This is a genomic window from Solilutibacter tolerans (genome assembly GCF_900155935.1).
GTDB lineage: Bacteria > Pseudomonadota > Gammaproteobacteria > Xanthomonadales > Xanthomonadaceae > Solilutibacter > Solilutibacter tolerans.
This window is the reverse complement of sequence record NZ_FTLW01000001.1, coordinates 15,059-28,274: the sequence shown is the minus strand read 5'-3', so window position 1 is coordinate 28,274 and position 13,216 is coordinate 15,059. Positions and strand designations below refer to the sequence as shown.

Annotated in this window: 12 protein-coding genes; 3 read left to right on the top strand and 9 right to left on the bottom strand. The window is 58.3% G+C overall.

Features of this window, described 5'->3' with window-relative positions; translation table 11 throughout:
* Window positions 1-238 precede the first annotated feature (238 nt).
* From BW989_RS00125 to BW989_RS00110, 4 genes are all read right to left on the bottom strand, one after another.
* Complete coding sequence (locus BW989_RS00125; RefSeq protein WP_129582770.1) at window positions 239-1,204, bottom strand: tyrosine-type recombinase/integrase; 966 nt, start codon at window positions 1,202-1,204, stop codon at window positions 239-241.
* Between the two features lie 69 nt (window positions 1,205-1,273).
* Window positions 1,274-1,975: a hypothetical protein gene (locus BW989_RS00120; protein ID WP_076584494.1), complete on the bottom strand. Its 702-nt coding sequence runs from the start codon at window positions 1,973-1,975 to the stop codon at window positions 1,274-1,276.
* 23 nt (window positions 1,976-1,998) lie between these two features.
* Window positions 1,999-4,260, bottom strand: coding sequence for a site-specific integrase (locus BW989_RS00115; protein ID WP_129582769.1), 2,262 nt, complete (start codon window positions 4,258-4,260; stop codon window positions 1,999-2,001).
* Window positions 4,257-6,461, bottom strand: coding sequence for a hypothetical protein (locus BW989_RS00110; RefSeq protein WP_129582768.1), 2,205 nt, complete (start codon window positions 6,459-6,461; stop codon window positions 4,257-4,259). The genes BW989_RS00115 and BW989_RS00110 overlap by 4 nt, the downstream gene beginning before the upstream one ends.
* 738 nt (window positions 6,462-7,199) lie before the next feature.
* Here BW989_RS00110 and BW989_RS12375 point away from each other — a divergent pair.
* Together BW989_RS12375 and BW989_RS13015 are read left to right on the top strand one after the other, a co-directional pair.
* Window positions 7,200-7,439 carry a hypothetical protein gene (locus BW989_RS12375; RefSeq protein ID WP_129582767.1) on the top strand — a complete coding sequence of 80 codons (240 nt, stop codon included), beginning with the start codon at window positions 7,200-7,202 and terminating at the stop codon, window positions 7,437-7,439.
* 113 nt (window positions 7,440-7,552) lie between these two features.
* Entirely contained in the window at window positions 7,553-7,885 is a 333-nt protein-coding gene (locus BW989_RS13015; protein WP_484587430.1) for a WDGH domain-containing protein, read from the top strand.
* Window positions 7,886-7,918: 33 nt separating this feature from the next.
* Here the strand turns inward: BW989_RS13015 and BW989_RS00105 are convergent, their stop codons facing one another.
* A complete protein-coding gene (locus BW989_RS00105; protein ID WP_129582766.1) occupies window positions 7,919-8,530 on the bottom strand; it encodes a hypothetical protein in 612 nt (203 codons plus the stop codon).
* Window positions 8,527-9,330 (bottom strand): Nmad3 family putative nucleotide modification protein, encoded by an 804-nt coding sequence (locus BW989_RS12925; protein WP_207551595.1) that lies wholly within the window; start codon window positions 9,328-9,330, stop codon window positions 8,527-8,529. Before BW989_RS12925 ends, BW989_RS00105 begins: the two co-directional genes overlap by 4 nt.
* Between BW989_RS12925 and BW989_RS00095 the strand changes: the two genes are divergently transcribed.
* Window positions 9,217-10,367 (top strand): IS3 family transposase gene (locus tag BW989_RS00095; protein WP_232540407.1). Its coding sequence is split into 2 segments (ribosomal slippage): window positions 9,217-9,463 and window positions 9,463-10,367, totalling 1,152 coding nucleotides; the frame shifts between segments, so codons are not numbered across the junction. The two genes, BW989_RS12925 and BW989_RS00095, sit on opposite strands and share 114 nt — an antisense overlap.
* On the opposite strand, the gene BW989_RS12920 is transcribed toward BW989_RS00095, so the two are convergent.
* From BW989_RS12920 to BW989_RS00085, 3 genes are all read right to left on the bottom strand, one after another.
* Window positions 10,346-10,636 carry an Nmad3 family putative nucleotide modification protein gene (locus BW989_RS12920; protein WP_129582765.1) on the bottom strand — a complete coding sequence of 97 codons (291 nt, stop codon included), beginning with the start codon at window positions 10,634-10,636 and terminating at the stop codon, window positions 10,346-10,348. The two genes, BW989_RS00095 and BW989_RS12920, sit on opposite strands and share 22 nt — an antisense overlap.
* Before the next feature lie 54 nt (window positions 10,637-10,690).
* Entirely contained in the window at window positions 10,691-11,254 is a 564-nt protein-coding gene (locus BW989_RS12640; RefSeq protein WP_207551593.1) for a helix-turn-helix transcriptional regulator, read from the bottom strand.
* A 421-nt stretch (window positions 11,255-11,675) separates the two neighbouring features.
* Window positions 11,676-13,184: a DUF2779 domain-containing protein gene (locus BW989_RS00085; RefSeq protein WP_076585196.1), complete on the bottom strand. Its 1,509-nt coding sequence runs from the start codon at window positions 13,182-13,184 to the stop codon at window positions 11,676-11,678.
* Between the last annotated feature and the right edge of the window lie 32 nt (window positions 13,185-13,216).

Below are 13,216 nucleotides of genomic sequence, written 5' to 3'. Positions count from 1 at the left end.
GCATGGTTATGCCGAGGGCACGCAGCGCGGCGATGCGTCCCGGGAGAAAGGGGTTGGGCCTTTGCCCGAACAGATTCGATGGATCGACCAATGGATCGACACTGAGTTGATAGGCGATTCGAAGAGTCGCCATGGGCACGCCTTGCGTGCGTCGATAAGAGGTCGGAATACGCTCCGATAGCGACCGCTAGTGGCGATACGCCTGTTGTACCCATGACGCGATCGTGTGCGCAAGTGGTCACGCAACGACCTCTGCCAGCTCGATAGCCCGTTGCAGTGCGAGCCCGTCCGTTCTTCCTAATGCTCCCGCCATATGCCGCGCGTACGTGGTCAACAGCATCCGGCAGTCGGCATGACCCAGAATTCTTGCGATGTAGGTGGGCGCTTCCCCCGAAGCCAACAACAGGGTTGCGGCCGTATGCCTCAATTGCTCTGGCGCCCGCTTCTTCAGTCCTGCCGTCGAAAGCATGCGAAGCCAATCCCGCCGGGCAAAGTTCCGCGTATCGAGTGGATAGCCACGAGGCGTCAAGAAGACATAGCCACCTGTCAAGCCAGTTTGCTCAAACTGGCGCACCAAGGCCGCATGGGCCGCAGGAATCAACCCAATCGTTCGCTCGGAAAATTCATTCTTGGGAAGCACATCGCGACCAGCAACGCGTGCCTGACGGATCTCGATTGTGGCGGCAGACAGATCGACGCAATCCCATTTCAGACCATTGGCCTCACCGGAGCGCAATCCCACCAATCCACGGATCCACACATAGGCCTGCAGGTGGTCCGGGGCAGCATTGGCCAGGCGCGCGAGCTCTGGAAGCGTGAAGGGCTGAATCGGCGTCCGTCGCGTCGGCAATCGACGCAAGTCGAGGCAGGGATTCGGAATCCCGAGCTGTCGCTCACGTTCAGCGAAGATGCGGCCCAGCGTCTGCAGCACCAAATTCACTCGCGCGGGTGATCGCAACGCGCCACTGGCCATCGGTTCGCGGACCAATCTTGATCGCAGCGCTAGCACCTGCGCACGTGTGAAGCCGTCGATTGGAACACCGCTCAACGCGGGGACTATATGGCGGCTGAGGATGCTCCGCACGCCATCCGCAGTCGTCGACCGCCAGGCAACCGAGGCATCGTCGAACCACGTCTTAGCAAAATCCTGCAACGCCGTTGACGCTGCGACAGTCCTTGACTGTATCGGAACAATGTTTGACATCGCGGCGAACTCCGATAGGAACACGACCACGATTGCGCATCTGCTTGTTCATCAAAGTTGGGTCAACTTTTATCCTTTTCTGGAGAATGGCTGTGGCGTGAAAAGGGCATGTTCATGGCAAATCACGCGGTAGTGCATGATGGAAACCAGCGCCGCCGCTTGAATCGCGTCGCCCAAGCCCGGCGCACTTGCCATATCCGGTCGGGACAGTGCCACCCGAATACCCCTCTCATCGACCTCAATATGCGGCGCCTCTACAATCTCGATACGAGATGCCACGCGTGCAAGCACACCAGCGACTTCTGCCGTGATTTCTGATCTCCCCTTCATCTGCATGATCGGTGGCGCTCGACAAATCGTCACCGTCCAAGACACATCGAAGACTTGCTTGTGCAGAAACTCCAGCAAGGTGCATGCATGCTCCAACAGCAATCCATTCGGCGCCAGCGCCGGTGGCAGCTGCAGGGCGCGGAAGATCTTGTCCGGATTCCGGCGTAGATATTCGAGCTGCCGCTTGAAGATGCCCATGGCCCGTGCACTCTGTAGAAACCCTACCTCTTGGCACCAGGGAAACAGTCTGCCGATTGACTCTGAATCCACGCGTTCGCGCTCCTGCTCGACCACAATGTAGGCGTGTTTCACCTGTTCGGTATCGATGCCGATGTTCCGCGCAATCGAATCCGGTGACTCACGCTTCCACAAGGCGCACTGCAAGGCAAACGCCTCGAGCAGATTGAGAGCTTCGATGGAACGCTTGAATTGATGCGACACGCTGATTGCTCCAGACAGGGAATTCAGTAAAGGGCTTTCTTGCGCCATCGCAACTGACGCACGCTTGCTGGCTGTACGTTTCTCAGACTTGCCCACACGGAATCGGATACGCGCGGCAGGCAGCGTTCGGTGGCGTCGTGTATCAGCCATTCGGCAACGTGCAGGTAGTGACATGTGGTCACGGCGCCATCCAAATGACCCAGCAACGCAGCGATGACAGCAGCGTGATGCTGCGGCAGCGTGCGATGCGTCAGGGCATGCGCATAGGTCGACGCATGCAGCGGCAAGGCGAACGCCGCCGCTGAGGCACCTTGCAATGATTCTGGCAACATCGCTTCTGGTGCAAACAAGCGCAGTGACAGCATGTTGGCGGCACCGTGTCGAAGATGATGAAACACAAGTCCCTCGTCACCCGAGACCTCGCGCATCAGTCGTTGGAGTAGATCGTGGGCCCAACGCTCCGGCGGAACCTGCGGGTTCAACGGCTCACCGAACAGCAAACTTGCCTCTGGTCGCTGGCAAAAGTGTCCGCTGCGGACATCGGATTCGAACTGCAGGACTTCTTGCAGCACATCGCGTGGCAACATGAGTTGTAATGGCAAAGCCCGTTCGCCGTTAACGGTCTTGCTGACGCGCACCAGCAGCGTGGCTTCGGCAAAGGTTCCATGACCCAATCGACGGATGGCATCGATCGGCAACCAGGCCAGTTCCCCCCAGCGCAAACCACACCAGAAGGCCAATTGGAAAAGCGCTCGTAATCGGCGGTGGTCGTAACACTCCGGTTGCTCGCGGTACATGCGCGCCAATCGCGCCAACACCCGGGCATATTCGGCGTGAGTCAGAAGGTTGGCGTTCGGTGTGCCACCTCGTGGCGACAATCCCCACCAGTCCACCAGATCGATGGCCGGTGCACCGAACCTTTCGGCAAAGATCAGGAATTCCTGCAGGGCGATCTGTGTGAGCTCTGCGCTTCTTTCAGGGCGCAACTCCCGGATCGCATCTAGACGCGCCATGAGGGTGTTCTCATCCACCACCCTCGGATCCAGATCACTGGCCAGCTGCACGAACCACGTTACGAAACTCCCCAAGTATCGCTGCATGCTCGAAGGCTTAAGAGCCTTGCCCCTCAGGTCGCGTCGTTCCTGCCCTGTGGCGTGATCCGTCCAATACGCGAGGATCACAACCCAACCACCCACCTCGCCGTGCGCATCGAACCAAGCTGCCAGGCGATTACGCAGAACCCCATGTGCAACCCGCGCATCATTTGGCAGCCTGCTCAGGCAGCGGCGCAACCTTGCCAACGCACGCAGCTGCAAGCGCTGGTCCGGGTGTGGTGAATCTGCTTGAAAGCGTGCGCCAACGCCGCGCGGGCCACGCCCCATCCAGGGCATGGCATTCGCACCCCGCTGCCCCAGCACCCGTGCAAAGGCGGTATTGGGTAACGACTCGCACCGGTCAGCTTCACTGACGAGGTCGTACACGAATGGCGAGAGATGTTGGCGCCAGAACGCCCGTGCAGGCTTCATCAACGCGCGTACCGTCGCTGGAAGTCCCGGCTCATCCAACACATCGCGTATCGCCGCCAACGCAGCATCATTGTCTTGTCGATCACGCACCGAATCCTGGACGGATGCCCAGTGTGTGAGCAGTCGCTCAGACAGCACCCCCACCTTCCATCGGCGACATCGAAGGTCAGTGTCGCCACGACGTAGCCCGTGCGAATGCGACATCGTGAGATATGCCCCGTCGACCATGCTTCGGTCCGGATCAGTCAGTGACTCGATCAACGGCGTCGCAAGCAACGCATCGAACAGCACCAGTGCCAACACCATTGCGCCGTGGACAACCAGTGGGTCCTTCGTGGACAACAAGGTCGGCACGTGTTGAGCCAGCCGCTCGCGCCATGCAATCGCTAGATCCACCTGCGCGCCGTCACAAACGTTTATCCGCGACGAGGCGAGCGTGTGCTGTGCCATGACACCAAGTCCGTCGTGCTGCCAAAGATCCGTGGCACGTCCGGTACGCAGCACGTGGTCGACGGCGTTGTGCACATTGATCCTGTGTTGGACGTCGCTGATGTCCGTTAGCGCTTTCCGGATCGACGTGCGCATCGGCCCAGAGAACTCTGCATCGACTTGCAAGGCCAACACTTCGTTGGCGCCCACACGCTCGAGCAGGTCACGTGCTGCATGGTGGGCACGCACCCGCACCAGCGCGGTGCCGGCTAATCCATGTGGTTCGCGCAGGTCCAACACCTCATGCAACGTGAGTGGTGGAGTTGTCATGCGGACCTCCGCAGCTGCGGGAGACCCAGTGCTTGCGTCATGGCCTCGAGCGCCGCGAGGGCGATGGGATCCACCTGCGCGGGGGCAATGCCCAGTTGCGGCGCACCAGGCTCGCTGCCAAGTTGCGCATGCCCCATCCACCCATCGAGAACAGGACCGGCTACGGCGCGAGCACTTAGCGCGCTCCGAAACCACTGCCGGGACGCATTCTTCGGTAAAGCAGACAGGGGCAACGGCGCGCGCAGTTCACTCCATGTCGCCGCACGCCACTGACCCTCGCCCGTGATCGAAAACCACAGGGGCGGTTCCTCCGCCCAATGAAGAACGTTCTTCAATCGAGCGCGATGGCCGCGCCAAACAGCGAGCGCACTAGATAGTGTCGAGCACACAGGAACCATGCGCGCTGCCGACCGGCCCGCGCCACCCGGCCGCGCCTTGTCGTCGATGGCTAGGACGTCCCCGGCATGCAGGAGTCCATCGAGCGCATGTAGGAACGGGCGTGCACCACTACACCACAGGGCGATTTCGAACACGATGGCCTGCAGGCGGGCGTGGTGCGCCGCCCGCACCGCTATCGTCGGGCGCCCTGCGCGGCCAGAGGTCGGAACCGCACGCAGCGCCGCCATGTACGCAGCCACGGCTGCATCCGTTGGGTGCCGCTTGGATCCGACGAAACCTTCCACGGGCGTGATCGGCTGCGAAAGCGGACCCGGCATCCCAAGACGCACCGCGATCCAGCGCAGCGCCCCGAGGTGCCACCGCCCCACTTCTACTTGTCGCGCCGAATAGTAGTGGCTTGCCGCGCCAGTGCCGCGGGTACCGTGCCCTGTCAGCAGCGCCGCTTCCGCGGTGCCGACATTGGTGGCTGCCACTGCCTCGCGAAAAACTTGCGGCAATCGCCGTAGCGTGACTGGCGATCCCGTCGCGGCGGCGTGCGTGATGAGCCAATCGCGGGCGGCGAGCACGTGCGTACGCGTAGCAAATGCCTGCTCTATACCGCGTTCGCCAACCCAACGCGTCACATCTTGCGCAAATGGCAGCTCAGGCGGCAGCATCAATAAGACATGCGGTACCGACGGGCGGCAGGCATCGGCGTGTTCTGGCGATGGCATCGGCAACCCGTTGGCTGCAGCGGTCGGCACACATAGCGCCAGCGGCCGGCACAACATCCCGATTTCGTCAGGCGCCAGGTGCTCATACGAATCAACGATTCGCCAACGCATGAGTTGTCCGGCCGGCACGCCAGCGTAGAGCAGCGCAACAACTACGGCACGCACCGAAGCCGGCACATCCGCCTGGTGCAAGGCATGGCCAAGCGCCGAGATCGTCCCGTCCGTAATGGCTTCGATCCTTCCGACGCGGCCGACGGTCGCTGCCGTGCGCGCCGCGCGAATTTGCAGGTGGTTCAGGGCCAGCCGTGGTCCACGCCCGAGCACGCGGTGGATGCCAGGAACCGTGTGGGCCATCGTGGTGAGGACCTCCTCCGGTTCGCCATCTGCATCGACCCGCACCACTAGCTCCTGCGGCATGCCAGCGTCTCGTGCCCGATCCACCGACTCATCAATTACGCACGAAGGCCCAGGCACCAATGCCGGGGTGCGATCCAGAAGCGGCGTAGGAGCAGGCAACGGGAACTCGGCGCTGGCCTTGGTCAGCCAATCAACGAGGCGCTGGACATAACTTGGCGTCGTGGCAGCGATGCCCGGCTGGTGCGTCAGCGTCGCCGCAGCGGTGGTCAACGCCACCATTAGATCGGTCTCGCGTGCACCCAACGTCTTGGACAGCTCGCCTTTCAGCGCGATCAATCGGCGTAGACCGAGGCCAGCCTCATAACGTTGCTGCTGCCTGGTGGCGTCGCCCTGGTAGTACAAGCCCGGGTGGGCGATGGCATGGTTGACGACCGCCACCAATGCGCGAGTTGCCAGCGCGGCGCGAGGCGAGGTGCGTACCCAGCTAATTAGCGCCGCGGCGATGGGTGCTCCCGTAAGCATTCCCTTCAGGTCTGGCGAAAGTTCTGGATTAGTGGGTGCATCCAACCCCTCGACCAGCAATTCAGAGGTTTGAGCTTCCAACCGTCCGATGGCGTGTTTAACCCAGTCGAATTCGTGGGGCTGTGCAACGCCCTCACAGAACAGTTCGGCGAGCGCTTGAGCGCCGGGAAGTGAGTCGGTGTGATCAGGGTTAGCTAGGTTGTCGTGCATGTGTCGGCGAGGGAAGTGAAGCCGACACCTACTCTATGCCTCGAAACCGTCACGGTTTTCCCGAAATGCGCGTGAAAAACGGCCTGAATCCCGAATTCATGCTCACGGCCGATGTCTACCGGGCAATGTCCCGCCACCACTGGCAGTACGCCCGAAAACCTCCCCCGCCCGTCTACTGGCAGCGGTTGCCGGTGCGTAATTAGCTGATCTGTCTACAAAACGGTTGACGCCGGTTTACGCACGACGGGGGTCACTTCGCCCTAGTGTTATGGAGCCGACCGGCCCGCCAAGGCACTACTTATCTCGCCTCTCGATCGGTGAAAAACCAACCAAACAAGCCATCATCAATGTCATTTTCAGGTGGTCGAAATTCGGTGCAACGTAAGCCTTTGATCTGCAGGAGGAATTGACCGAATCGACATTTGCCTGGTCGAAATTACATCCGAAAGTGACGGGGTCGTTATCCGACGCGATGGAATTTCGACCATACGCTTTGCATGTCGTCCAACGAGGACTCACAACATATTGAAATCTGGAGAGAAATTGGCGGGCTCCATCTATCCGGAATTTCGACCATCATTGCGTTTGCTTGTCAAAATCAAGGCTGGATCACGCTTCGATTGTTCGCGCAACTTCGGAAAACGGCGCGTAGTGCTTAATTCGATGGGCCAAATGCCAACCGACCTAGCGCTCCAGAAATATCGACAGCCCGGCAAGTCAGCCACCAGGAGAGTTTCGATGAGAAGACATCGCCCCCGTATCCCAACAATTCTGGAAGTCATCGCCGATGCAGAAGCGGCCGATTTTGATCAACTCGGCTCGCCCTTCACTGATCGATCACTTACCGAAGAGGACTTCGGTGCCGGCTGGATCATTGCTCGACCAGATCTCGTTCCGGTTCGTGTTCGGTCCGGCTCGGGAACGGTGTTGAAGGTGACGCGCACGAAGGTGCTGAGCGGCAAGATTCGAAAGCGTTGAACGACAAACTCTAGAGCCTCACTTGTCCCACTAGGGTCAACGGTGGCTGCAGGAGAGAATTCCCAGTATGGGAATGCCAAGAGACCGTGGAAAATAGGGTTTACGGAGGACATATGAGTAAACGGGAGAAGTCCATTGGCTGGCTAAAGTCACGTCGGGATTTGGCATTTGATGAGCGGAATCATCTTGTCGCAGCGCTCGCTCGACTATTTCCTTCTGGAACGCGTGACACCGCCGATCCCGCCTGGAGCGACGATTGGCGAGGGTGTTGCTACATCGACCTTCCCACTGGCCAAGTTGCGTATCACTATCATCGCCGCCAGGCTGAACTTTTCGCGGGTCTTCCTCCGTACGCCAAACCATGGGACGGTCATACAAAGGACATCGCCCATCAGCGCCTCGCGGCGCTGTACTCAGGCAAAACGATCAACACGACTTCACCTTAAAGGTGCAGCTAGCTTCTCCAGCGGGGAATGAAATCAACCCAAAGACGCCGACGAATCCCCGCCGACTGAACGATAGGAGCTGGCCCTTTCCTCTGGCTCAACCCAACCCCTCTCGATTGCCCATTTCCGCCACTCTCCATCCGCGGGCTGGATTGCATCTACGTAGTGTTCGATCTTGCAAGGGCTGTTATCGGCAAACCAAGCAACGATTTCTGACGCGAGTGGAACGTCGACGGGACGGGTGCGGCTTCTGAACATGCTTCCGGCCTTGCCGCAAAAGGTGCTTCGGCGAACACCCTCAATCAATCGCCTCGCAGACGGAAAGTCCGTCATCCCTTCGTTGTTAATAAGCAGAGCGGCGTTCGAATACTCGGCAGGGCGGTAGTCAGGATCCCACCGAATTTCGAGCTTCCCCGTTGTTCCACAAACGCGGATTGGAGGCGAGAGCCCCACGATCCGTATTTCGCCCTGCCCGCCTTGAAGAAAGGCGAGCTGGTCACCGTCTTTGAGATGCGTTGTTCTAGGATTGAGCAGATTCCGCGAATGGCACCCTGTCATTCCAAAGCTGCCGAATTCCCAGAATGGATCATTTCTCCGATCATCAAAACCGTTTGGCTTTCTGAGATATACGGCGAATATGCTCATGCGCGACCTGCACGTATGATCGCAGAAGCCCACTCCGACATCTCTGGGTACTCTGCCCCATCGACCACAAACTCTTGTCCCTTCGCTACGGACCTCAGTAGCACACGATGCTGATCGCGAGTCCATCGATCTTCACTTGCGTGATAGCTCATGGGTGTACGGCCATTACCCGGATGAAACCACTCAGGTAGAGACCATATGCTGCGCGTCTTGCCCGGGGCTGTGAGCTGAAGCATAGGGTCGAAACGGCGCAAGTATCCGCCGCCAGGCTCTAGGCTACTTCCCAATTCAGAGCGGGACTTGCCGACGTAAATCGTATTCTTAGGATCGTCGTAATGCTCTGGCGACAGAACATGCGGATGCGCCGAAACCCAAGGATGCCTATCCAGAGATCCTTGCCTGTCGCTCACAACGGATAGAACCTCATCAACTTCCAGCCAACCGAAAATGACATGCAGCTGGGGCTCGCTCTTTATGTACCTGTATTTTCCTGCCACTTCTTCGACGCGACGAAACCACCCAAAGAAGAGGAACGTGTCCCCAGCGCCGACCTCACTTTTCGCCAAATGGGACTGCGCGCTACCGGTCTGGCCAAGACTGGGCCGCCAGCCCGGAATTGAATTTGGGCCGACCAGCCTTTCGTAGACATCCGGACGCCATAATTCATGGCAATGACCGAGGTGTTTATGGGCAACAGCAAGCAGTACACGGATGAGTTCCGGGCCGAGGCGGTGAAGCAGGTGATCGAGCGCGGCTTCACGGTGGTGGACGTCGCCGCCCGGATCGGGATCCCCAAGCACACCCTGTATGGCTGGGTGCAGGTGGCGAGGAAAATGGCGCCGGCATCGGGCGCTTCAGCAGCGCCGAGCGACTCGGCCGAGATCCGCCGGCTCAAGGCCGAGCTGCGGCGTGTGACCGAGGAGCGCGACATCCTAAAAAAAGCCGCCGCGTACTTTGCCAAGGGGTAAGGGCGAAGTACGCGTTCATGCGCGCGCACATCCGCGAGTTCCGCCTGGTCGCGATGTGCCGGGTGCTGGGCGTGCACCGCAGCGGCTACTACGCCTGGTTGCGCCAAGGCACCAGTGCCCGCGAGCGGGACGATCAGCGCCTGCTGGGGCTGATCAGGCACCACTGGCTGGCCAGCGGCGCGGTGTATGGCTATCGCAAGATCACCTTGGACCTGCGGGAAGCCGGCGAGCATTGCAGCCGGCATCGCGTCCGGCGGCTGATGAAGGCCGAGGGCCTGCGGGCGCAGGTGGGCTATGGCGGCAAGCCGCGCCACCGCGGCGGCCCGGTCGGTGCCGTGGCGAACGTGCTCAACCGGGACTTCACGCCGCACGCCCCGAACAAGGTCTGGGTCACGGACATCACCTACATCCGCACCTACGAGGGCTGGCTGTTCCTGGCCGCAGTGATGGACTTGTACTCGCGCCAGATCGTCGGGTGGGCAACGGCGTCCACGATGACCAGCGACCTGGTGCTGCAGGCGCTGATGGCGGCGGCATGGCGACGCAAGCCCGGCCCGGGGGTGCTGGTCCACTCCGACCAGGGCTGCCAGTTCACCAGCAACGACTGGCAGTCGTTCCTGAAGGCGCACCGGATGGTGCCGAGCATGAGCCGTCGCGGGAACTGCCACGACAACGCCGTGGCCGAGAGTTTCTTCAGCGTCCTGAAGAAGGAGCGGATAAAGCGGCGGATCTACCCGACGCGAGCCACTGCTGCTTCGGACGTGTTCGACTACATCGAGATGTTCTACAACCCGATTCGCCGGCATGGTTCCGCTGGCGGCATGTCGCCGGTAGAGTTCGAAAAGCGCTACGCGCAGAGCGGCGACTGAGTGTCTATGGAACTCTGGTCGGTCCAATTTGAGCTCGATGGCATGAGCCAAGGGTCATGATGAATGGTGTCGCTTGATTGGACTCGACCGCCACTAAGGTCCCCAAGCAACTTTCCCATATCAATATCCTCAAACGCCAAGTCCGAGAATGTCTGCTTGTCATGCCGAGAAGGTATGGGGAGTGGAACCAGTCGCCCATCGGGGAGAATCGGGCTTGGTATGCCACCGTATTGAGAGTCAAACCCCTTTCGTGAGAGCACGAATTTCATTTTCATTCTTCCTTTTGTATGCGAAAGGCCGACTAGATATGAGAATGAAGATTATCAGCCAATCGTCTTACCTGACCCATGAATCTTCCGTCGACGAACATCTGAAACTGCATCACCAAAGCCGCTCAGCCACCACCCGAGCATTGCGGTATCGGCGACTGTCGCCGTGATCCGATAGTTGTCCTTCAATTCTTCAACTTTTTGATCATTAGAAAGAGGTGTCTCCAAGAGGTGAGCTCCCTCACCCTTGCGAATATTGAAAGTGAGCCGTATCACGCCTCCCTCACCAAAACCAAATCGCCCTTCTTCATCGAATCGACTTAGATCAAAGTCCTTAGGCCTCTTGAAGACTAGTGTCGATAGCTCAGCCTTCTGAATTCTATGCATAGCGAGCAACCGCTCATTGTCATACCCATCGTAGCGACAAACCATGTACAGACGTGGGCCTTGCTGGGCGATACCTAGAGGCATTACTTTGATTTCAGCCTCGTTTCCGGAAGCGTTTTTGTAATGCAGATGGAGCCATTGGTTCTTGTACAAAGCTTCACAAACCACTTCGAACACCATTGAATCGATCTTTGGTGGAAGGAGTGGTTGTGATGTCGCGACAGCGCGCACTTTGTCGGGCCACTCCTTCTCGAGTGATTCGGGCCCCATTTGGGCCAAGATTTTGGCGTGCCTGTGCGAAGAAGCCTTCCATGGACTTCATGAGATGCACAGGTAGTAGAAAGCGCAAATGCTGCTCAGCCAAGCGAAGCAACAAGGATTCTTGAAGGCTCAGATTGGGGATAGACAAGCCACCCGAGTGCTTTCGCCATTGGTAGCCATAGGGCTTACTTCGATCGTCTCGAATCAGATTAAAGTGTTCGCTCAACGTATCTAGCTGACGCTGGATGGTTCGCAAGTCTCGATGTATACCGGCGTTTTCCAACTGCCTATGCAATTCTGATGCCGTTATCTTGTGATTTCGCGGCACTCGTCTGAGCAATTCGATGGCAAGCAATGCGGTCTCGAGTGTATCGGCCCGTTTTCCCATGGCTTAAGACAACTTGATGCTCGAACCGCTGAAAGCCAGCCAGATACGAACCAGTGCGAGGGTGTCTAGCGAACAGTACGCTATAAGTTGACGTTCGATCTCAGCTTTTCGCTCTACGGTTGTAGCGGGAGCTAGTGCCTCTGCGTATGCGTCCATTGCCATGCCCCCATTCTGTACACCCTCCAACTGAGCATAGTCCAGATCAGGGCACAACGATGGCAACACTGATTTGATGCTCCAGCTGCCCAGTTGATCGGGGTGGTAGTAGTGCTCACGCGCCATTGGAAGTAGATCGACAATCCGCTCCGTCAATGCCATTAGTGCCGTACTCAAGCTCGGAAAGCGATCTGCGAGTTCTTTTATCCGCGATCTTTCAAAGCTGGCGTTGTATGCAAAAATCGGGCCCTTGTGTCCGCAGCTTGAAATAAGCGCGTGTGCAAATTTTAAGGACGGATCATCGCCAGAAAGATCGAGAAAGGAATGATGCTCCAACTCGCTAGCTTCAGAGAGTCGATGCACGCTGAACTGGAATGGGATTTGTTGGTAGGGCCGCGTGCCCTTCCAGATCGGGACGACAAACTGGATGGTTTCGAAGTCCATGAAATATGCGGGAAGCTCGTATGGCTTCAGGTCTAACGCTGCCGCCTCTCTATCGAAAAAGACCTTTCCAGACAGGGCGGCCTGCTTGACGCGCAACTGCTTGTGGTTAAGTAACTCATCGGGAACATCCCGCAGATCAGTCAGCCCTTCTGATTCGACCAACGCCTTCAAGCCCTTGCCCAATCTACCTGGCAGCTGGTCGATTGGATAGTTCGCCTTTGGCAGAAGCCCACGGCAATATTCGCTGAACCCACACTCGAATGGTGTGCTGCATTGCGTCCCCATCTTTACAGTGGGCTCGTGCTTTTCTGCGACCACGCGTTGGGCGTCAATTATCCAGCTTCGAACTTCCGAATCACGGCCATATGCCTCATCGGTGACGTCGGTTTCCTTGAGAAGGCCAACGTAGTCTTCCTCCCCAGGATAGATCCAACCGCTGTCGATACAAGCTACCGATACGCCAACCAGAGAAACACCACTTGAACGAGCTATGTGCGCCTGGATAGCCACATCTTCAAGGTAATAGTCCTTGACGGATGTTGAGGACTTCACCTCTACCATCTTCCAAGCTAGCGCTTCGGCGCCAGAGATGGGCAACAAGACATCAGCGAAGGCCAAAGCCCCGTCTATGCGGAATCCGGCTTCGAATATTGGATGGGGCGAATCAAGTAGTTGCGTGGTTCTTTCAAAGGAACCATCGAACCCGTACTTTTGCGGGTCAATGAGTGTTCCGGTGCCTTCTAGATCGAATAACTGTCTGGCAATGTCGCCAACCCGATGGCCGGCATTGAACTTGGCCTGGGATTGAGCGGAGTCAATTCGTAGATCGGGACGATGTACTTCCAACCAAAGACGCTTCTGACACTGCCTATAAGCAATTAACTTCGACTTGGATAGTGCGCGTCCGATCATTTTTCCATCCATAGTTTAAATATGACGCAAGT

Bases quoted from the DNA above. Each gene is read 5' to 3' on its own strand.
- BW989_RS00125 (WP_129582770.1), bottom strand. From the start codon at position 1,204: ATGTCAAACATTGTTCCGATACAGTCAAGGACTGTCGCAGCGTCAACG.
- BW989_RS00115 (WP_129582769.1), bottom strand. From the start codon at position 4,260: ATGACAACTCCACCACTCACGTTGCATGAGGTGTTGGACCTGCGCGAA.
- BW989_RS00110 (WP_129582768.1), bottom strand. From the start codon at position 6,461: ATGCACGACAACCTAGCTAACCCTGATCACACCGACTCACTTCCCGGC.
- BW989_RS12375 (WP_129582767.1), top strand. From the start codon at position 7,200: ATGAGAAGACATCGCCCCCGTATCCCAACAATTCTGGAAGTCATCGCC.
- BW989_RS13015 (WP_484587430.1), top strand. From the start codon at position 7,553: ATGAGTAAACGGGAGAAGTCCATTGGCTGGCTAAAGTCACGTCGGGAT.
- BW989_RS00105 (WP_129582766.1), bottom strand. From the start codon at position 8,530: ATGAGCATATTCGCCGTATATCTCAGAAAGCCAAACGGTTTTGATGAT.
- BW989_RS12920 (WP_129582765.1), bottom strand. From the start codon at position 10,636: ATGAAATTCGTGCTCTCACGAAAGGGGTTTGACTCTCAATACGGTGGC.
- BW989_RS00085 (WP_076585196.1), bottom strand. From the start codon at position 13,184: ATGATCGGACGCGCACTATCCAAGTCGAAGTTAATTGCTTATAGGCAG.